The sequence below is a fragment of the Pseudomonas sp. NPDC090201 genome (assembly GCF_044746825.1).
Taxonomy (GTDB): domain Bacteria; phylum Pseudomonadota; class Gammaproteobacteria; order Pseudomonadales; family Pseudomonadaceae; genus Aquipseudomonas; species Aquipseudomonas putida_AD.
Genome location: NZ_JBIVCX010000003.1, coordinates 758185 through 776780 on the forward strand (window position 1 = coordinate 758185; position 18596 = coordinate 776780).

Consider the following 18596-nt stretch of genomic DNA (forward strand, 5'->3'; position numbering starts at 1 on the left):
AATGCCCCGAAGCAGCACGCATGGCTGTAGACCGGGTCATTTCGCCCGATATCAATCCGTCAGAAATCGGGTTGTGCATCCAACCCAATACCTATCGGTTGGTAATGGTCGCCTTGCCGCAACAAAGCGACATTTGTGAAGCTGTAGATACTACCTTTGACAGCAATATCGATATGACCATCAGCTGTGGATACTCTCGCGTCGCTGTCTCGGGTCACCAAAAAAGCACTTCCTGACGAGTTCAGCTCTGCAAGCAGCGCACGATCATCAATGACGGGCACATGCAGAAAGTAGTGATACGTAACCGGGACTGTCGCACCACCTGCATCACTCAGCACGACATAAACCATTGCGTTTTCACCGACTGAGTACTTCTGCACTACCTTTGATAGAACTGCCGAACTCGGCATGTATCCAAGGATCCAGACGGTTTGAGTGGCACAGATGATGAAAAGCAATCCTGCCAGAACTTTAAAAACCCTTGGACTTTGCATACTCGATTCCATCCCTTATCCAACGCTGGTCACGAGGGTCATCACCGTATGGTGCTGCCGACCACCATCGTCCGAAAGCGCTCACACTCGTCCCTGCAAATGTCTGAGCTACACCTGCTGCACGGAGCAGCGTCTCCTTTGAGAAACCGGCAGCAGTTCCAACAGCACCATAATGAAAGTTGCCAAAAGCCTCATAGTGCGCGCCCCTCTGTTTGAAATCCCACGGCCCTCGATTCCTTACTTGCGTATAGAACCAGCTAAACAGAAATGCATCTCCGCCCCGATGAAAATGCTGTCGCCGCCGGGAAGCTTCACTCATGTTTTTGTCTAGCGAAACTCCTGGAGGAGCTAGTGGTGGCGCCGCCATTACATATGATCTCTGGTCTACTGTGAAGCGCAGATTCTATGGAGGAAATTGATTGCCAGCCCGACTCCGAAAAAATCAAGACGCCTCCTACAACAGCTAGAAAAAATCCCTACGGACTATTCCTCCAAGACAGATCAAAGCGAGGTGAAGCGCCTGATATTTGCGGGAGCTTGGAGCAGACAGCCAGGCGGCATCGATCTGGATGAGCAGGTTCGGGAGGCTTGAGCGTAGTGCGCACGATCCGGGTCTGGCACAAGCCTGTAGGAGCGCGCTTGCCCGCGATGGCGGTGTCTCATTCAACATCGAGGTGTCAGACCTGACGCATTCGCGGGCAAGCGCGCTCCTACGGAATCGGGTTGGTCACGCCACTTGAGAACAGCCCTCACCCACGTAGCGGCACGGCCGGGCGGCGCTCCGCTTGCCGGCGTTGGCGGTCTCTAAATCCCCGACGCCGGCAAGCCGGACTGCTACGGATTTGCGTGGTGCGCGCTATCCGGGTTTGGCACACACCTGTAGGAGCGCGCTTGCCCGCGACGGCGGTGGTTCACTCGACATCGAGGTGTCTGGCCTGACGCATTCGCGGGCAAGCGCGCTCCTACGCAATCGCGGTGGTCACGCAACCTGAGAACAACCCTCACCCCCGTAGCAGTCCGGCTTGCCGGCGTCAGCGTTCTCGAAATCCCCGACGCCGCCCTGCCGTGCTGCTACTGGGTTGGGGATTGCGGGTCGTTAGCGGCTAACCGGCCCATCACGAACAACCGTGCCTGGCGGGTCATCTGGTCCAGGTGGCGGTCGCGCTGTTTTTCGGCGTCTACCATGGCCCGTTTGCCGTGCTGGTTGAGCAGGTACGCATGGATCTGCCGCACTTCCACCGAGCTGTAGATCGGCGCGACGTCGAGCACCGCGAGCAAGCCGTCGGTCTGTCGGTCCCGCGTGTTCATCACCACCTGTGGTCCGCGGGCGGACAGCACCTGGAACCCCATCGCCTCGAAGTACGGCACCTTGCTGACAAAGCAGGCCAGTTCCGCATGGGGATAACGCTCGAGCATCTTCTCCAGCATCGCCCGTGCGATACCCTGCCTGCGCCGGGCTGCCTGCACCGCCATGTACGCCACCGCACAGGCCTGCGGATCGTCCTGCACCGGCAGGTACAGCAGAAAGCCTGCGACAATCGACGGATCCTCGGCATCCAGCGCGACGATCAATTCCACCGGCATGCCCCGCGAGCCATCCATCGCCTGCAGGTACTGGTGCACTTCATGGCCCACGCCGTACTGATACAGCGGGTACAACGGGTTGCTCGGGGCGATGCCGACCATGCTGATGTCGGTCACGTAGTCGATCACCAGCTGCATGATCTGGCTGTCGATCGATTCCGGTGGGGTGTTCGCAAGGCGCGTGATGGTGAACATGGAAATCCTGATGAAGGCTGAACCCGTGCATCATACCGGCTTCTGCCGGCGCGCTCGAATTGCTAAGGTGAGCGGCCGCAATCCCACTTTTTCAGGACCCCGCCGCGACCATGTTCGACTGGGACGATCTGCGCTTCTTTGCAACCTTTGCCCGTGAAGGCAGCCTCGCCGCCGCAGCCCGCACGCTGGGCGTCGAGCACGCGACCGTGGCGCGGCGCATTGCATCACTGGAGGCGTCGCTGGCACTCAAGCTGGTGGACCGCCGTGGCCGGGTGTACACACTCACCGCCGACGGGTTGCGGGTCAGTGAATTCGCCGAGCAGATGTCCAGCGCCTCCTTCGCCCTGCAACGCTTTGCCGGTGGCGAGCATGACCGCATCGAAGGCGAGGTGGTCATCTCCTCGCCCCCGGCCTTTCTCGCGACCCTGATCGCCCCGAACATCGGCCGGCTGCGCGAGCGCTATCCGGGGCTGAAGGTGCGCATGGTCGGTTCCAAATCCATTGCTTCGCTGGCGCGCAAGGAAACCGACGTCGCCCTGCTCTACGCCCGCCCCGAAGAGGCCCAGGTGGTGGCCAAACACCTGGCCGACCTGCCCTTCTCGCTGTACGCCAGCGAACGTTACCTGGACAACCACACACCTGCCGACTATCAGTTCATCGGCTACGACCAGAGCATGGAACATTCGGTGCAACAGCAATGGTTGCGCGGCCATCTGGACGGTCGGGCGCTGGTGATTTCCAGTAATGACCTGCGGGTCCAGGCCCAGGCGGCCGCCGGCGACGGCGGGCTGGTGTTGCTGCCCGGCTTTCTCGCTCACGAGTACCGGCTCAAGCGCGCTCCGGCCTGCGACACCGCCCTGAGCCTGCCCGTCTGGCTGGCCTATCACGAGGACTTGCGCAACGCAGGCAAGATTCGCGTGGTGCTGGATTTCCTCATCGAATGCCTGGCGTCACCCGACCCCATGTGAATTTTTTCACATGCCGTATGCGCCTGCGGCCAATTCCCGCCCCTCATGCTGCTCTCTATCCTCGGCGGCAACAGAGAAATCCATGAGAGGCTTTTGCCATGAACGTTCAACCCCCACATTCGGGAAATCTGCCCATCTTCAGGGCCGCCTGGATCGTCACTGCGGTGTTCATCCTGTCCAACGCCGCCACCCCGCTCTACAGCCACTGGCAGCAGAGCCTGGGGTTCGGCTCCGGCACCCTGACGGTGATTTTCGGCTGCTACATCCTTGGCCTGCTGCTGACCCTCGCCGTGGCCGGGCAACTGGCTGACCACTATGGCCGCAAGGCGCTGTTGGTGCCGGGAGTGGTGATCGCCATTGTCGCCGCCTTGCTGTTCGAACACGCAGACAGCGTCGCCATCCTGATGCTGGCCAGGCTGCTCAGCGGGATTTCAGTGGGGATCGTGGTGTCGGCGGGCATGGCCAATGTGGTCGAACACGCGAGCGAACAGCGCAAGCCCTTCGCCTCGTTGATCGCCTCGGTGTCGATGGTCCTGGGCGCAGGCACCGGGCCGTTGCTGGCAGGCGTGATCGCGCAATACGTTGCAGCGCCCATCGACTGGGTGTTCAACAGCGAAATCCTGCTGTTGCTGCTTGCCTTGCTGGTGGTGATGCGCCAGCCCGCTGTCAAGCTGGGCACAGGGCGCTTTCGGCCGAAGCTGCCATCGGTGGCCGCAGAACACGTCGGCATCGTGGCACGTGGCGTTTCGTTCTTCGGTCCGGGGCTGACGTCCACCTGTTTCGTGCTGGCGCTGGGGCCGAAAATGCTCGCCACCCTGTTGCAGGCCAACAGCCCGCTGATTGCCGGTTTCATGGCTTTTGCGATGTTTCTCACTGCCGTGGGTGTGCAGTTTGCAGCGAAGAAACGTGGCATGAACCAGGTGTTCATGCTCAGCGGCCTGATGACGATTCTGGCGATGGGCAGCCTGTGGACCGCCCTGCAACTGGGCTCACCGGCCTGGCTGATCGCCGCGGCACTGCTGGCCGGTGCCGGGCAAGGCTTTGGTCAACTGGGCGGCCTGACCCTGATCGCCCGGAACGTCGCGCCCAAGCGCCGTGCCGAGGCCAACGCAATCTTCAACATGGGCGGTTATGTGCCAGCGGGGATCATTCCGGTGGTGACCGGGTACCTGATTGACCTGTTCAGTCTGCACGTGGCGATCAGCGTGCTGGCAAGTGTGATCGCGGGGTTGGCGGTATTGGCGCTTGTGGCTTTGCAGCGCAGTCACGCCAACCAAAGGTGCGAGGGTGTGCAGTCGGTGTGAGGCATTTCCAAGATCGCCCCGCCGGCAAGCCGTGCTGCTACGAGGGGATCGACATAAGCCCGTAGCAGCCGGGCTTGCCCGCGGGTCGATCTTCAAACCGGCACATCCACAACAATCAGAACGTCAACCGCGTCGGCACTGCGCCGCGTAGGACATCACTGAACGTTTGCGCAAACAGGCCAGGAATGAGATATTCGCAACCGCGAACGATTCTCATAAAGTCATTTCACCTAAGCCTCCCCATGACCCCTACTCTGCTGCTGGTCGAAGACGACGCGCGCCTGCGCAACGACCTGGACCTGCATTTTCAAAAGCGCGGCTTTGCCGTGACCGCCTGCCAATGCGGCAATCAGGGCCTGGCGGCGGTGCGAGCGAAGCGTTTCGACCTGGCGCTGCTGGACATCATGTTGCCCGGCATGGACGGCCTGACACTGCTCGAAACTCTGCGCACGGAGGACGACACGCCGGTGATGCTGATGTCGGCCCTGGGTGCCGAGCAGGACCGCATCACCGGGTTTACCCGGGGCGCCGACGATTACCTGCCCAAGCCGTTCAGCCTCGCCGAACTGGATGCCCGCGCCAATGCGTTGCTGCGCCGAATGGCCCGCACCCAGGCGCCCAGGGTCGCCCATGACGACGCCCTGGTGCAGTTCGATGACGAGGTGCAGGACGTCACCCACGCCCACCAGCGCGCAGGCCTGACCGCTTCGGAATACCGGCTGCTGATGACCCTGCGCGAGCACGCCGGTGAAGCCCTGAGCAAAGCGTTTCTCTATCAGCAGGTGCTGCACCGGATCTACACCCGGCTGGATCGCGGGCTGGACGTGCACGTCTGCAACCTGCGACGCAAGCTGCTCGCCGTGGGGGTCAACCATCTGCAGATTCAGGCCGTGCGCGGCCAGGGCTACATCCTGATCGACACGGACAGAAGCTGATGCGTCGTCATCCGTTGCTGTGGAAGCTGGCGCTTCTGCAGATTTCCTTCTGCCTGCTGCTGACGTGGATCATCTGGACCTGGGGCCTCTCGGCCGAGCGCAGCACCTATTTCCTGGATCAGGCGGACCGGCTTTATCTGGCCCGCTACGCGCAACAGGCCGAGCAGATCTGGCGCGATCAGGGTGCGACAGGCATCGAGCAGTTTCGTCATCGGCTGGCGGATGAAGAGAACACCTGGGTGGCGATCATCGGTCCCCATCTGGAGAGCCTGGGCACGACGCGGCTGACCGCACTGGAATCCAGTCACCTGACCTTCATGCGCAAACTCGACTGGCCCATGAGCCGGCGCCTTCAGGATGAGCTGCCCTTTGTCAGCATCGAGTTCCCCGTGGCGCCGGAACAGGGCCGGCTGGTCATGCAACTGCCCGAACGCCTGCTGCCCGGCGGCCTGACGCCCTGGACCCACGTGCTCAGCCACGGGGTCATGCCGACGCTGCTGGCGGCGCTGCTTGGGCTGTTGATCTATCGCCATCTGGTGGTGCCGCTCAACCGCCTGCGCGACCGCGCCGACAGCCTCAAGGCCGATGACCTGGACAGCGCCGGCCCAGGGTTGCCGCTGATGAACCGGCGCGATGAACTGGGTGAACTGGCCGGCGCCTTCGAGCACATGGCCGAGCGTTTGCGCCAGAGCCTGAACCAGCAGCGGCTGTTGTTGCGCACCCTGTCCCACGAGTTGCGCACACCGTTGGCGCGCCTGCGCATCGCCCACGACAGCGATCTTGCCCCCGAGCAATTGCGAGCGCGGCTTGATCTTGAAATCAACGACATGCAGCGCCTGCTGGAAGACACCCTCGATCTGGCCTGGATGGACACCGAACGCCCGCAACTGCCCACTGAGCCGGTGCTGATGCTGTCGATCTGGGAAGCGCTGTGCGAAGACGCCTGTTTCGAAAGTGGCTGGTCACCCCGGCGCCTGTTGTGCCTGCTGGATACCGACTGCTGTGTGCAGGTGCATCTGGACAGCGTCGCCCAGGCCCTGGAAAACCTGCTGCGCAATGCCATTCGCTTCTCCCCGGCCGAAGGCAAGATCACCCTCTCCGGCTGGCGCGAGGACGAACACTGGCACCTGTGCCTGCAGGATGAAGGGCCAGGGGTGGCCGAGAGTGATCTGGAAACCATCTTCGTGCCCTACCAGCGTCTGGACACCAGCAGCGAAGGCTTCGGCCTGGGCCTGGCCATCGCCCGCCGCGCAGTGCAGTTGCAAGGCGGCAACCTGTGGGCCAGTAACGGCACGCCCGGGCTCATCATGCACATGACGTTGCCAGCGGCCCATGAGCACCAGCCGTAGCAGCATGGTTTGCTGGCGGGTGCGTCCTTGAAATCGCCGACGCTTGCGCCTGTGTACCTGCGACCTGTAGGAGCGCGCTTGCCCGCGACCGCGATAGTTCTGGCGATAAAGCATTGCCGGTCAGACAGCGGTCGCGGGCAAGCGCGCTCCTGCAAGTGTGTGAAACGGCGGAGTATGTTTAGAAAGTTAATGCGCTTTACTCGCAAAAAGCAGTCATTATCATTCGTGATCTTCCTGCGTCATGTCGTTCCCTCGGAGATCATCGATGTCGTTGCGCCCCCTGCCCTCACTTGCCCCTTTCGTGCTGCTGTCCGGCTGCCTGCTGGCGGGCGCCGTCCACGCCGCTGCTGAACCGGAGCCATCCACCGCCATCCAGCTGCCTGACCAGAACGTGGTCGCCACCGCCGAAGAAGAGATCAGGCAGGCACCGGGGGTGTCGGTCATCACTGCCGAGGACATCAAGAAACGCCCGCCGGCCAATGACCTGTCGCAGATCATCCGTACCATGCCGGGCGTGAATCTGACCGGCAACTCCAGCAGTGGCCAGCGCGGCAACAATCGCCAGATCGACATCCGCGGCATGGGCCCGGAAAACACCCTGATCCTGGTGGACGGCAAACCGGTCGGCAGCCGAAATTCGGTGCGCTACGGCTGGCGAGGCGAGCGCGACAGCCGTGGCGACACCAACTGGGTGCCGGCCGATCAGGTCGAGCGCATCGAAGTCATCCGCGGCCCGGCTGCGGCGCGTTATGGCAACGGTGCCGCGGGCGGCGTGATCAATATCATCACCAAGAAGGCCGGGACCCAGACCCACGGCAGCGCCACGGTCGACACCTCGTTCCCGACCCACAAGGACGAAGGCGCCACCAAGCGCATGAACTTCGGCTTGAGCGGCCCGCTGACCGACACCCTCAGCTACCGGGTGTACGGCAACGTCGCCAAGACTGATGCCGACGACGCCGACATCAACGAAGGCCACGAGTCCCTGCGCACCGGCAACCAGATCGGCACCCTGCCCGCTGGCCGCGAAGGCGTACGCAACAAGGACGTCAACGGCCTGCTCAGCTGGCACCTGACGCCCGAGCAGACCCTGGAATTCGAAGCCGGCTTCAGCCGCCAGGGCAACATCTACACCGGCGACACCCAGAACACCAACAGCAACGCCACGGTGAAGAACCTGCTGGGCCACGAAACCAACCGCACCTACCGCGAAACCTACTCGGTGACCCATCGCGGCGACTGGGATTTCGGCAGCACCCTGGCCTACCTGCAATACGAGAAGACCCGCAACCGGCGGATCAACGAAGGCCTGGCGGGCGGCACCGAAGGCATCTTCAGCAACAGCGATTTCTACACCGCCACTCTCCACGACCTGACTGCCCATGGCGAAGTCAACCTGCCGCTGCACGCAGGCGTGGACCAGACCCTGACCCTGGGCAGCGAGTGGGTCGAGCAGAAACTCGACGACCCCAGCGCCAACACCCAGACCACCAGCGAAGGCGGCGCCGTCAGCGGCCTGGCCAGTAACGGGCGCGACACCAGCTCCGAAGCGCACATCTTCTCGCTGTTCGCCGAAGACAATATCGAGCTGTTCGAAGGCACCATGCTCACCCCAGGCCTGCGCTTCGATCACCACGACATCGTCGGCGACAACTGGAGCCCGTCGCTGAACCTGTCGCACCAGTTGACCGACACCCTTACCCTCAAGGCCGGTATCGCCCGGGCCTACAAAGCGCCGAACCTGTATCAGCTCAACCCCAACTACCTGCTCTACAGCCGCGGCCAGGGCTGCTACGGCCAGACCACCAGTTGCTACCTGCAAGGCAACGACAGCCTCAAGGCCGAAACCAGCGTCAACAAGGAACTGGGCATCGAGTACAAGGCCGATGGCTGGGTCGCGGGCCTGACGTACTTCCGCAACGACTACAAGAACAAGATCGAGTCAGGCCTGTCCCCGGTCGGCAGAGCCACCGGCGGCACCGGCACCTATGCCAACGCGGCGGTGTATCAGTGGGAGAACGTGCCCAAGGCGCTGGTCGAGGGCCTTGAGGGCAACCTGACGATTCCGCTGGCCGAGGCGCTGACGTGGAACAACAACTTCACCTACATGCTGCAATCGAAAAACAAGGAAACCGGCGATGTGCTGTCGGTGACGCCCAAGTACACCCTCAACTCGATGCTCGACTGGCAAGCCACCAACGACCTGTCGTTCCAGGCCAGCGTGGCGTGGTACGGCAAACAGAAGCCGAAGAAATACGACTACCACGGCGCGCGGGTCACCGGCAGTTCCAACAACCAGCTGTCGCCGTACGCCATCGCAGGTGTCAGCGGCACCTACGCCATCACCAAGAACCTGAGCCTGACCGCAGGCGTCGACAACCTGTTCGACAAGCGCTTGTTCCGCGAGGGCAATGCACAGGGCGTGGCCAACATCGACGGCGCGGGCGCGGCGACCTACAACGAGCCTGGCCGCACGCTGTACACCAGCCTGACTGCATCGTTCTGAACCTGACGAGACCGCCTGATGAACCTTTTGCCAAGACCTCTGGCGCTCGTCCTGCTGCTGATTGTGCCGGGGTTGACCACCCTGGCGCGGCCCGCACCGGACCAGCCGATGGACACGCAGATCCTGCAGCGCAAGGACCTGCCCTACAGTTTCACCTCGTTCGATCTGGATTCAGCCGATGGCGAGCGCCATTACCGGATCTGGATCGGCAAGCCGCACAAGCCGGCATCTGCCCAGGGCTATCCCTCGTTGTGGATGCTCGATGGCAATGCGGCGATGGGTGCGTTCGACGAGACTGCCCTGAAGAAGCTGGCGCAGGGACAGGCGCCCGTGCTGATCGCCATCGGCTACCAGACGCCGCTGCGCATCGAGCGTAATGCCCGCACACTGGACTACACCCCGCAGCGTCCGGGAGCCGCACCCCAGACCGATCCGTTGACCCAGGTGCCCAGCGGCGGCGCCGACCGGTTTCTCGACCTGCTGCGCGACCGGATTCGGCCGCAAGTGGCCGGGCAGTTAAAGCTCGATGAACATGAGCAAACGGTGTGGGGTCACTCCTATGGCGGGCTGCTGGTGCTGCACACGCTGTTCACCCGCCCGCTGCTCTTCAACCACTATGCGGCGGCCAGCCCGTCGTTGTGGTGGGACGAGAAGCTGATCGAGGAGGAAAGCGGGCAATTGCGTACGCCCCACGCCAGCCTGCTGCTGATGCGCGGCAGCGCCGAGCCCGCCACCCCGCAAGCGACACCGGCGATGGGTTCGGATCGGCTGGCCAGGCAACTGGTTGAAAGGCTCAAGGGGATTGCAGGGTTGAAGCTTGAGTACCACAGCTTCGACGGCATGAGCCACGGCCAGACCCTGCCGGCTTCGTTGCATTATGTGATGGAGCGGTATTATCCGTAGCGGCAGGGCTTGCTCACGGTGGCGCCCATTAAATCGCTCCCGCGGGCAAGCCCGGCTGCTACGGGATCTGTGGTGCTCACAGGACTTGCGTACCCCCTCCGATTCCGTAGCAGCACGGCTTGCCGGCGGGGGCGTCCTCAAGATCGCTACCTGTCTTCCTGGCTTGCCGCCCATTCGCGCACCGCTTCGGCAAACAATCGCAAGGCCGTTGGCGGATGGCGGTTGGCCGGGTAATACAGGCAATGGGCGGGGTAGGTCGGGCCCCACTCCGGCAACACCTGCACCAGACGCCCGGCCTTAAGGTGCCCGCTCACCTGGTCCAGCGGCACCCAGCCAATCCCGACCCCGGCCAGCGCCGCTTCGATCATCAGATTGAGGTTGTCCAGGGTGATCGGCCCGTCGACATCCAGGCTCGTACTCTGCTCCTGATACTGCATGTCCCAGCGAAACAGCGCACCACTGGCAAAACGAAAACGGATACAACGATGTTGCCTCAGATCCTGCGGTGTCACCGGCGCTGGATGACGCGCCAGATAATCGGGCGACGCCACCGCACCAAACACCATCTGCGGACCGAAACGCACGGCGATCATGTCCTTGGGTACATCATCGAGAATGCGGATCCCGGCATCGAACCCCTCCCCCACGATGTCCAGCAGCTTGCCGTCGGCGATGAATTCCAGATGGATGTGCGGATACTTCGCCAGAAAACCCGGCACCACATGCCGCACCAGCGGACGAAACGCCGTTTCCGAAGCGCTGATACGAATCGAACCTGACGGCGTATTGCGCGCCGAGGTGACTTCGTTGACCACATTGGTCAGGTCAACGAGCAACGGGCGCACGCCCTGAAGCAACTGCGCACCTGCCTCGGTCAGCTTCACCGAACGCGTGGTGCGGTTGAACAGGCGCATCTCCAGACGCGCCTCAAGGTTGCGCATCGAATGGCTCAGCGCCGAAGGCGAAACCCCCAGTACCCGGGCCGCACCACTGAAACTCTGGTGCTCGGCAATCGCGATGAAGGCGGTCAGCTCGGGCAGGTCGGCACGAATCATTACTGAATTTTCCTCATGTACTCATGCAGCCTTTGGAAGATTGTTGAGGATGGTACAGGAATATAAGGTGTGTTAAATGCCAATCGAGGAGACAACAGATGCAACAGCGCACACTGGGCAACAACGGCTTCAGGGTTTCGGCCATCGGTCTGGGCTGCATGGGCGCAAGCTTCGCCTACGGCCCGGCGATGGAAAAATCGGCCGCCATTGAGTTGATTCATGCCGCCTTCGACCAGGGCGTGACCTTTTTCGACAGCGCCGAAGCCTACGGCCCCTTCACCAATGAGGAGCTGCTGGGCGAGGCGTTGGCGCCTTTTCGCGATCAGGTCGTTATCGCCACCAAATTCGGCTTCAAGAACGGCGAAGTCCCCCAAGGACTGGACAGCCGCCCCGAGAACATTCGTGCCGTGGCCGAAGCCTCGCTCAGACGCCTGAAGACCGACCGCATCGACCTGTTCTATCAGCATCGCGTCGACCAGAACGTTCCCATCGAAGAGGTCGCCGGGACCATCAAGGATCTGATCGCCGAAGGCAAGGTCAAGCATTTCGGCCTGTCCGAGGCCGGCGTCGACTCGATCCGCCGTGCCCACGCCGTGCAGCCAGTGGCGGCGCTGCAGAGCGAATACTCGCTGTGGTGGCGTGAGCCGGAGAAGGAAATCCTGCCGTTGCTCGAAGAACTGGGGATCGGCTTCGTGCCGTTCAGTCCGCTGGGCAAGGGCTTTCTGACCGGCGCCATCGACGCCAACACCACCTTCGCCCAGGACGACTTCCGCAACGTCGCGCCGCGCTTCACCGAGGAAAACCGCAAGGCCAACGCCCGATTGGTAGAGGTACTCGGGGTGCTGGCGGACGATAAAGGCGCCACCCGCGCGCAAATCGCGATTGCCTGGTTGCTCGCGCAAAAACCCTGGATCGTCCCCATCCCCGGCACCACCAAACTCCATCGCCTGGAAGAAAACAACGGGGCGGCGGCCATCGAGCTGACAGTCTCGGACCTGCACGCCATCGACTCGGCCCTGCGCCAGATCCAGATCGTCGGCGAGCGCTACCCCGCGCACCTGCAAAAGAATGTGAACCGCTGATTCTGTCCCTTACCGCCCCTCGCCGCTTATGTGGCGGACGGGCCCTTGCACAGGTGCACACCCATGAAACTCATCACCACCACCCTGGCCAGCGTGTTGTTTTCCGCGCTGGCCAGTGCCGAAGAAGGCAAACCGCGCCCCGACCCCAAGCCCTCACCGGACGTGCTGCAGGTCACGCCTCAACTGTACGCCTACACCACCGATCTGTTGTTCGGTGAGGTGTGGAAGCGCCCGGGCCTGGTGCCCCGCGACCGCAGCCTGATTACCCTGGCCGCCTTGGTCGCCAGCGGCCAGACGGCGCAAATGACCGGGCACATCAAGCTTGCGCTGGACAATGGCGTGAAGCCGAGCGAGATCACCGGCCTTATCACCCACCTTGCGTTCTACAGCGGCTGGCCCAACGCGATGTCGGCAGTGGGCGTCGCTAAACAGGTGTTTGCCGAACGAGGGCTGGACCCCGCGCAAATCACCCCGCCGCCCAGCGAGCCCCTGCAACTGGACCCCGACAGCGAGGCCAAACGCCGAGCTTCGGTTCAGGGCTCGGTCGGCGCGACGGCGCCGGAGTTGGCGCGCTATACCAATGGCGTGCTGTTCGGTGATCTGTGGCGCCGCACTGACCTCACGCCCAGGGACCGCAGCCTGATCACCGTGGCAGCGCTTATCACTCAGAACCAGTCCGCCCAACTGACCTTCCACCTCAACCGTGCGATGGACAACGGCCTGACCCGCGAGCAGGCGGCGGAAGTGGTCACTCATCTGGCGTTTTACGTGGGCTGGCCGAAGGCGATGTCTGCCGTACCGCTGCTCAAGGACGTATTAGCCGCACGCTAATCCCGATCCGCCAGTCACAGCGCCCGGCGTTCGACGCCGCTGGACACCCGAATGATATCGGCCATCACCGCGATGCCGATTTCAGCGGGTGTCTTGCTGCCAAGGTTCAGCCCGATGGGCGCGTGGATTCTGGCCAGTGCGGTCTCATTCAACCCACCAATGCGCACCAGCCGCTCGCGGCGGGTGTCGCTGGTGCGCTGGGAGCCCATGGCGCCGATGTAGAACGCCTGGGTGCGAACCGCTTCGAGCAGGGTCAGGTCGTCCAGACGCGGGTCGTGGGTCAGCGCCACCACCGCCGTTGCGCCGTGGCAGCCCCCTTCCGAGATGAAAACCGCAGGCAGCACTGGCACCAGCTCCACTCCGGGCATGGAAAAGCCTGCGGTCACCTCGGTGCGCGGGTCGCACAGGATGACCTCGTACCCCAGCGCCAGCGCGTAGTTGGCACAATACTCGGCCACCGGTGAGAGCCCCGCCAGCAACAGGCGAAACGCTGCGCCAATGCGCACCGAAATACAGCCGTCGTCCACCGCGACACGGGGCTCGTTCATGGCGCCGGGGCGGTGGGTCCTTTCGCAACTGTCGAGAAAAACCCGGCGGGTGACGAGTTCACCGCCGGTCAACGCCTCCTCGACACAGGCCAGATGGGCGCGGTTGGCCTCATCCGGCGTGATGAATTCCACCAGCACATCGAGGACGCCGCCACACGGCAGTTTCAAGGTCGGGGCCAGCCCACCCTCGCCGTAACGAACCACCTGATTGCCCGGCGGGAACTGGCCGTTGGCAACGCGCTCAAGGAAATCATCCTCCACGCACCCGCCCGACAGCGAGCCGCGATGCTCCCCGGTGGGCAGCGCCACCAGCATCGCCCCCGGCCCGCGAGGTGCCGAGCCGAAGGTCGACACCACCGTGCACAACCATATCGACTCCCCGGCAGCGAGCCACTGGCGGGCCTTTTGTATCACTTGTAGATCGAGCTGTTTCATCAAGCGCCTACCTGCTGCAATGACCAATGCCTTGGTGAAACGGGCGGAAATGAGCTGGGCCAGTAATGCCCTCAGCCTGTTCATTGATTCCGACAGGCTTTCACTGCAAAAGTGAGCACTGATGTGTCGTGAACTGGACCAATGGCCCGTCGCCAGCCAAAAAACAGGCATGGGCGTCAGACGGCGACGTTAACGGCGGGCAACCAAGATGACTATACACAGGGAATGGCACAGGCTTTTGAGTCGGATTCATCAATCAGCGAAGGCAGGTCAGGACTGACCTGTGGGGAAGGAAAACCAGGGGGTGACGGCGCAACAGTAAGAAACACTGTCCGCCGCCTTGATACATCCTGCAATGATTGTTCGAGCGCGTCCCTGCGCCAGGGGATCAGCGCAGCACCACTCGCTCGAAACGCCCTGCCAGAACGGCATAGGCAAATACCCCGAGCAACCCGTGGGCCGCCACGAACCACAGGGCGGTGTTGAACGAGCCGGTGGTGGCGACGATGTAGCCGATCACCAGCGGCGTGATGATCCCGGCGATGTTGCCAATGCCGTTGAACACGCCGCCGCTCAGCCCCACCATGTTTTTCGGCGCCGTGTCGGACAGCACTGCCCAGCCCACCGCTGCCAGGCCCTTGCCGAAGAACGCAATGGCCATCAGGGCGATGACGATCCAGTTGGCGTCGGTGAAGTTGGCCAGCACCAGCACGGTGGACATCAGCATGCCGATCAGGAACGGGGTCTTGCGGGCAATGGAGGGGTGTATGCCGCGACGGATCAGCAGGTCAGACAACATCCCGCCCAGTAGACCGCCGGAGAAGCCGCAGATCGCCGGCAACGCAGCCACCCAGCCTGCCTCCATGATGGTCATGCCACGGCCCTTGATGAGGTAGATCGGGAACCAGGTGATGAAGAAATACGTCAGCGCCGTGATGCAGTACTGCCCCATGTAGATCGCCCACAGGGTGCGGCTGGTGAACAGCTGACGGACTTCGCCCCAGTTGATTTTGCTCTTCTGTTTTGTGCGATTGAGTTCCAGATCCACCAGGGCGCCGCCTTCGCGCATGTAGTCCAGTTCCTTGGAGCTCAGGCGCTTGTCACTGTGGGGCTCGCGGTACAGGGCGAACCAGAACACGCTCAGCACCAGGCCCAGCGCGCCCATCCACAAAAACACGTGTTCCCAGCCAAGGGCGTGGGTCAGCCAGGCCATCAACGGGGTGAACAGCACGACCGCCATGTACTGCGCCGAGTTGAACAGTGCCGAGGCCGTGCCGCGCTCGCTGGTGGGGAACCAGCACGAGACGATGCGGTTGTTGGCCGGAAACGCCGGGGACTCCACCAGCCCCAGCATGAAGCGCATGGCGAACAGGCTCATCGCCGCGGATGCGCCCATCAGGCCGAACCAGCCCACGGTGCCCTGAGCCATGGTGAACACCGACCACAGCACCAGGCTTGCGCCATACACACGCCGCGCGCCGAAGCGGTCGAGCAGCCAGCCGCCGGGGATCTGCCCCAGGGCGTAGGCCCAGGCGAATGCGGAGAAGATCATGCCCAGCATCATCGGGTCCAGGCCCAGGTCCTTGACCACGCCGGTGCCGGCGATGGACATGGTCGCCCGGTCGGCATAGTTGATCACGGTGACGATGAAGATCATCGAGAGAATCAGAAAACGGTGGCGGCCGACCTTCGCTTGCGCGTCGGCATAGTCCGCTGGAAGGGCTTTGCTGAGCATGGTGTGTCTCCCTCCCGCTCCCTGTAGGGCGGGCATATTGTTTTTGTTGTCGTACAACCTCGTCGCGATGATAGGAGCAGGGATCGATTCAGGTCTAACATAGAGACTGTATGGATTGATGCGGATATTGAATCGTGGAATTACATCAACTGCGCTGCTTCGTCGCGGTGGCCGAGGAGCTGCATTTCGGCCGCGCCGCGATCCGCATGCACATGACCCAGCCGCCCCTGAGCCGACAGGTGCAGTTGCTGGAACGGGCGTTGGGGATTCAACTCTTCGAGCGTAATAACCGCTCGGTCAGGCTGACGACTGCGGGGGCGGGATTCCTGCGTGATGCGCGGCACATCCTGGCGTTTTCCGATCAGGCGGCCGACGGCGCGCGACGCCTGGCACGGGGTGAGGCCGGCAGCCTGACGCTGGGGTTCACAGCGGTCAGCGCCTATCAGATGATTCCCCAATTGCTGGCCCGTGCGCAGGAACAGCTGCCGGGTTTGCAATTCACCCTCAGGGAGATGGTGTCCAGCGCGCAACTGGAAGCGCTGGCCGCGCACCGGATCGACGTCGCCTTCGTGCGGCAGATCAACGACGCCGACGGGCTCGATGGGCAGTTGATCAGCCGCGAACCCTTGCTGGTGGTGCTGCCGCACAATCACCCGCTGGCAAGGGAGACGGCCATTGCCGTGAGCGCCCTCGATCAGCAGCCATTCGTGATGTATGCGCCCGACGAAGGCCGCTATTTCTACGACTGCATCGCCGGCCAGTTCGCCCTGAGCGGGGTGAAGCCGCGCTACGTCTACCACCTGGGGCAGACCCATACGGTGGTCAGCATGGTCAAGGCCGGACTGGGCCTGGCCATCGTCCCCGCCTCTGCCGCGCAGCTGCACAGCGAGGGTCTGGTGTTCAAGCCGCTGCTCGATGCGCAACTGCATGCCGAGCTGTACATGGTCTCGCGGCACGACAACGACAATCCGGCGTTGCCGGCTTTCAGGCGGCTGGTGGAAGGGCTGAACTGACACGGATTCTGGCCGCAGACCGTAGGAGCGCGCTCGCCCGCGATCTGCTGGGGACCGGCAGCAAAACCAGACGGCGCAGTTCCTCCAGATACTGCGCATCCACCAACGTTGCTGCCGCTTCGCGCCAGATCGCGGGCAAGCGCGCTCCTACAGACATCGGCCAGATGCCGATCGAGGTAGTCCAGGAACAATGACCTACGACGATAGTCGCAATCGCCAAAATGAATTAACTAGTCGGTACATAAATATGTTTTCATGTCGCCCGCTTTTGAGCGCGCCTGCGCATCCCCTTCTTTTGCCGCCCTCGCCCTTGGGGGTGGTCTTATGTAATTTCAGGTTTCTTGATGAGCACTCCTTCGCATTTCTTCGCAGATTCCGGCTCGCGCCGTGGGTTTTCTACGGCGCTGGTCGTCGGTTCCGTGTTGGCAATGGCGGCGTCCGCGCCGGTGATGGCCGATGACTGGATGGACCGCTCGACCATGACCGGCGATTGGAATGGCAGCCGTACGCGCCTGGCGGAACAAGGGGTCAAGCTCACCGGAGACTACAGCGGCGAGACCGTCTACAACGCCCACGGCGGCAAGCAGCGCGGCACCCGTTACTCGCAGAACGTCAAGCTGGGTGCGCAGTTCGATCTGGGCAAGCTCCTGGACCTGGAAAGCGGCGGCAAGGTGCAGTTGACCATCAACGACCGACGCGGCAACGACGGCTCGGGCGACCTGGTGGGCAACCGCCTGCCGGTGCAGGAAAACTACGGCGGGCTGTACACGCGCCTGACCGAACTGAGCTACGAAAACACCCTGTTCACGCCGGCCTTGAACGTCAAGCTGGGCTACATGGCCATGGGCAACGACCTGGGCGGGCTGTCCAGCGGAATCCTGTGCAACTTCATGAACGCCGGTTTCTGCGGCCACCCGCTGGCGATGTCCGGCGGCAGCGGCTGGAGCAACTACCCCAACGCGCACCTGGGCGGCATGGCCAAGTACCGCTTCACGCCGAATTTCGCCGTGCAGGTCGCCGCCTTCAAGGTCGATGCCGCAAGCAACGGCAATTCCAGCCGCGCCTGGCACGTCACCCCCAAGGACAGCACCGGCAACATCCTGCCCATCGAAGCGATCTACAACGTGCTCGGCGACATGCCCGGCGAGTACCGCATCGGTTACTACTACGACACCTCTGACGCGCCGCGCATTGGCACCAACAAGGAAGTCGCCGGCCGCGAAGGCTCGTATTTCCTGATGGACCAGGCCGTGTGGAATTCCGATGAGGTGAGCGGCCGCAACGTGCATGTGTTCGGCCAGTTCTCCAATGCCAGCGCAGCCGCCGCGCCGTTTCGTCGCTGGTACTCGACCGGTTTGGCGTTGAAAAAGCCGTTCGTGTCGCGCCCCAATGACACCGTCGCCATCGGCTATGGTCGCGCAGTCTTCAACTCCCGCAGCCGCGACGTGCAGGAAAATGCCGCGCTGGCCAACGGTCAGGACTTCCCCGACCTGGCCAGTGGCGAAGGTCTGGTGGAGATGACCTATGGCGCACAAGTGACGCCATGGCTGACCTTGCGCCCGTCGGTGCAGTACATCATCGAGCCCGGCGCGTTCTATGGCGAGAACATCGACAACACCTTGATCGTCGGTTTGCAGGTCAAGGCCACGTTGTAACGCC

Annotated in this window: 16 protein-coding genes; 10 read left to right on the forward strand and 6 right to left on the reverse strand. The window is 62.8% G+C overall.

Going from position 1 to position 18596, the window contains the following annotated elements; translation table 11 throughout:
- Positions 1–59 precede the first annotated feature (59 nt).
- The 3 genes from ACIPOO_RS13530 to ACIPOO_RS13540 all read right to left on the reverse strand — a co-directional run bounded on the left by ACIPOO_RS13530 (position 60) and on the right by ACIPOO_RS13540 (position 2273).
- Entirely contained in the window at positions 60–494 is a 435-nt protein-coding gene (locus ACIPOO_RS13530) for a hypothetical protein (RefSeq protein ID WP_400607508.1), read from the reverse strand.
- Positions 472–861, reverse strand: coding sequence for a polymorphic toxin type 44 domain-containing protein (locus ACIPOO_RS13535; RefSeq protein WP_400607511.1), 390 nt, complete (start codon positions 859–861; stop codon positions 472–474). The genes ACIPOO_RS13530 and ACIPOO_RS13535 overlap by 23 nt, the downstream gene beginning before the upstream one ends.
- Positions 862–1565: 704 nt before the next feature.
- Positions 1566–2273, reverse strand: a complete 708-nt coding sequence (locus tag ACIPOO_RS13540; protein ID WP_400607513.1) for a GNAT family N-acetyltransferase — start codon at positions 2271–2273, stop codon at positions 1566–1568.
- 110 nt (positions 2274–2383) lie between these two features.
- Between ACIPOO_RS13540 and ACIPOO_RS13545 the strand changes: the two genes are divergently transcribed.
- From ACIPOO_RS13545 to ACIPOO_RS13570, 6 genes are all read left to right on the forward strand, one after another.
- Positions 2384–3241 (forward strand): LysR family transcriptional regulator, encoded by an 858-nt coding sequence (locus ACIPOO_RS13545; RefSeq protein WP_400607516.1) that lies wholly within the window; start codon positions 2384–2386, stop codon positions 3239–3241.
- Positions 3242–3339: 98 nt separating this feature from the next.
- Positions 3340–4545 (forward strand): MFS transporter, encoded by a 1206-nt coding sequence (locus tag ACIPOO_RS13550; RefSeq protein WP_400607519.1) that lies wholly within the window; start codon positions 3340–3342, stop codon positions 4543–4545.
- A gap of 242 nt (positions 4546–4787) precedes the next feature.
- Positions 4788–5480: a response regulator transcription factor gene (locus ACIPOO_RS13555; protein WP_400607522.1), complete on the forward strand. Its 693-nt coding sequence runs from the start codon at positions 4788–4790 to the stop codon at positions 5478–5480.
- The gene (locus ACIPOO_RS13560; protein WP_400607525.1) at positions 5480–6829 is read left to right on the forward strand and encodes a histidine kinase sensor domain-containing protein; all 1350 of its coding nucleotides are present in this window, start codon (positions 5480–5482) and stop codon (positions 6827–6829) included. Before ACIPOO_RS13555 ends, ACIPOO_RS13560 begins: the two co-directional genes overlap by 1 nt.
- A 265-nt stretch (positions 6830–7094) precedes the next feature.
- Positions 7095–9335 (forward strand): TonB-dependent siderophore receptor, encoded by a 2241-nt coding sequence (locus tag ACIPOO_RS13565; protein ID WP_400607528.1) that lies wholly within the window; start codon positions 7095–7097, stop codon positions 9333–9335.
- An 18-nt stretch (positions 9336–9353) separates the two neighbouring features.
- Positions 9354–10238, forward strand: a complete 885-nt coding sequence (locus ACIPOO_RS13570) for an alpha/beta hydrolase (RefSeq protein ID WP_400607531.1) — start codon at positions 9354–9356, stop codon at positions 10236–10238.
- Between the two features lie 146 nt (positions 10239–10384).
- Here the strand turns inward: ACIPOO_RS13570 and ACIPOO_RS13575 are convergent, their stop codons facing one another.
- The gene (locus tag ACIPOO_RS13575) at positions 10385–11293 is read right to left on the reverse strand and encodes a LysR family transcriptional regulator (RefSeq protein ID WP_400607534.1); all 909 of its coding nucleotides are present in this window, start codon (positions 11291–11293) and stop codon (positions 10385–10387) included.
- A gap of 98 nt (positions 11294–11391) precedes the next feature.
- On the opposite strand from ACIPOO_RS13575, the gene ACIPOO_RS13580 reads away from it, so the two are divergent.
- Both ACIPOO_RS13580 and ACIPOO_RS13585 read left to right on the forward strand, forming a co-directional pair.
- Positions 11392–12375, forward strand: a complete 984-nt coding sequence (locus ACIPOO_RS13580; RefSeq protein ID WP_400607537.1) for an aldo/keto reductase — start codon at positions 11392–11394, stop codon at positions 12373–12375.
- 63 nt (positions 12376–12438) lie between these two features.
- Positions 12439–13206 (forward strand): carboxymuconolactone decarboxylase family protein, encoded by a 768-nt coding sequence (locus ACIPOO_RS13585; RefSeq protein ID WP_400607540.1) that lies wholly within the window; start codon positions 12439–12441, stop codon positions 13204–13206.
- A gap of 14 nt (positions 13207–13220) precedes the next feature.
- On the opposite strand, the gene ACIPOO_RS13590 is transcribed toward ACIPOO_RS13585, so the two are convergent.
- Entirely contained in the window at positions 13221–14189 is a 969-nt protein-coding gene (locus ACIPOO_RS13590) for an XdhC family protein (protein WP_274133939.1), read from the reverse strand.
- 388 nt (positions 14190–14577) lie between these two features.
- Positions 14578–15924, reverse strand: coding sequence for an MFS transporter (locus ACIPOO_RS13595; protein ID WP_400607544.1), 1347 nt, complete (start codon positions 15922–15924; stop codon positions 14578–14580).
- A 134-nt stretch (positions 15925–16058) separates the two neighbouring features.
- On the opposite strand from ACIPOO_RS13595, the gene ACIPOO_RS13600 reads away from it, so the two are divergent.
- Both ACIPOO_RS13600 and ACIPOO_RS13605 read left to right on the forward strand, forming a co-directional pair.
- A complete protein-coding gene (locus ACIPOO_RS13600) occupies positions 16059–16937 on the forward strand; it encodes a LysR family transcriptional regulator (protein ID WP_400607547.1) in 879 nt (292 codons plus the stop codon).
- A 428-nt stretch (positions 16938–17365) separates the two neighbouring features.
- Positions 17366–18592: a carbohydrate porin gene (locus ACIPOO_RS13605; RefSeq protein WP_400607784.1), complete on the forward strand. Its 1227-nt coding sequence runs from the start codon at positions 17366–17368 to the stop codon at positions 18590–18592.
- The last annotated feature ends 4 nt before the right edge of the window (positions 18593–18596 follow it).

Coding starts and splice junctions, on each gene's coding strand:
- ACIPOO_RS13530 (WP_400607508.1), bottom strand. CDS start 494: ATGCAAAGTCCAAGGGTTTTTAAAGTTCTGGCAGGATTGCTTTTCATC.
- ACIPOO_RS13535 (WP_400607511.1), bottom strand. CDS start 861: ATGGCGGCGCCACCACTAGCTCCTCCAGGAGTTTCGCTAGACAAAAAC.
- ACIPOO_RS13540 (WP_400607513.1), bottom strand. CDS start 2,273: ATGTTCACCATCACGCGCCTTGCGAACACCCCACCGGAATCGATCGAC.
- ACIPOO_RS13545 (WP_400607516.1), top strand. CDS start 2,384: ATGTTCGACTGGGACGATCTGCGCTTCTTTGCAACCTTTGCCCGTGAA.
- ACIPOO_RS13550 (WP_400607519.1), top strand. CDS start 3,340: ATGAACGTTCAACCCCCACATTCGGGAAATCTGCCCATCTTCAGGGCC.
- ACIPOO_RS13555 (WP_400607522.1), top strand. CDS start 4,788: ATGACCCCTACTCTGCTGCTGGTCGAAGACGACGCGCGCCTGCGCAAC.
- ACIPOO_RS13560 (WP_400607525.1), top strand. CDS start 5,480: ATGCGTCGTCATCCGTTGCTGTGGAAGCTGGCGCTTCTGCAGATTTCC.
- ACIPOO_RS13565 (WP_400607528.1), top strand. CDS start 7,095: ATGTCGTTGCGCCCCCTGCCCTCACTTGCCCCTTTCGTGCTGCTGTCC.
- ACIPOO_RS13570 (WP_400607531.1), top strand. CDS start 9,354: ATGAACCTTTTGCCAAGACCTCTGGCGCTCGTCCTGCTGCTGATTGTG.
- ACIPOO_RS13575 (WP_400607534.1), bottom strand. CDS start 11,293: ATGATTCGTGCCGACCTGCCCGAGCTGACCGCCTTCATCGCGATTGCC.
- ACIPOO_RS13580 (WP_400607537.1), top strand. CDS start 11,392: ATGCAACAGCGCACACTGGGCAACAACGGCTTCAGGGTTTCGGCCATC.
- ACIPOO_RS13585 (WP_400607540.1), top strand. CDS start 12,439: ATGAAACTCATCACCACCACCCTGGCCAGCGTGTTGTTTTCCGCGCTG.
- ACIPOO_RS13590 (WP_274133939.1), bottom strand. CDS start 14,189: ATGAAACAGCTCGATCTACAAGTGATACAAAAGGCCCGCCAGTGGCTC.
- ACIPOO_RS13595 (WP_400607544.1), bottom strand. CDS start 15,924: ATGCTCAGCAAAGCCCTTCCAGCGGACTATGCCGACGCGCAAGCGAAG.
- ACIPOO_RS13605 (WP_400607784.1), top strand. CDS start 17,366: ATGGCGGCGTCCGCGCCGGTGATGGCCGATGACTGGATGGACCGCTCG.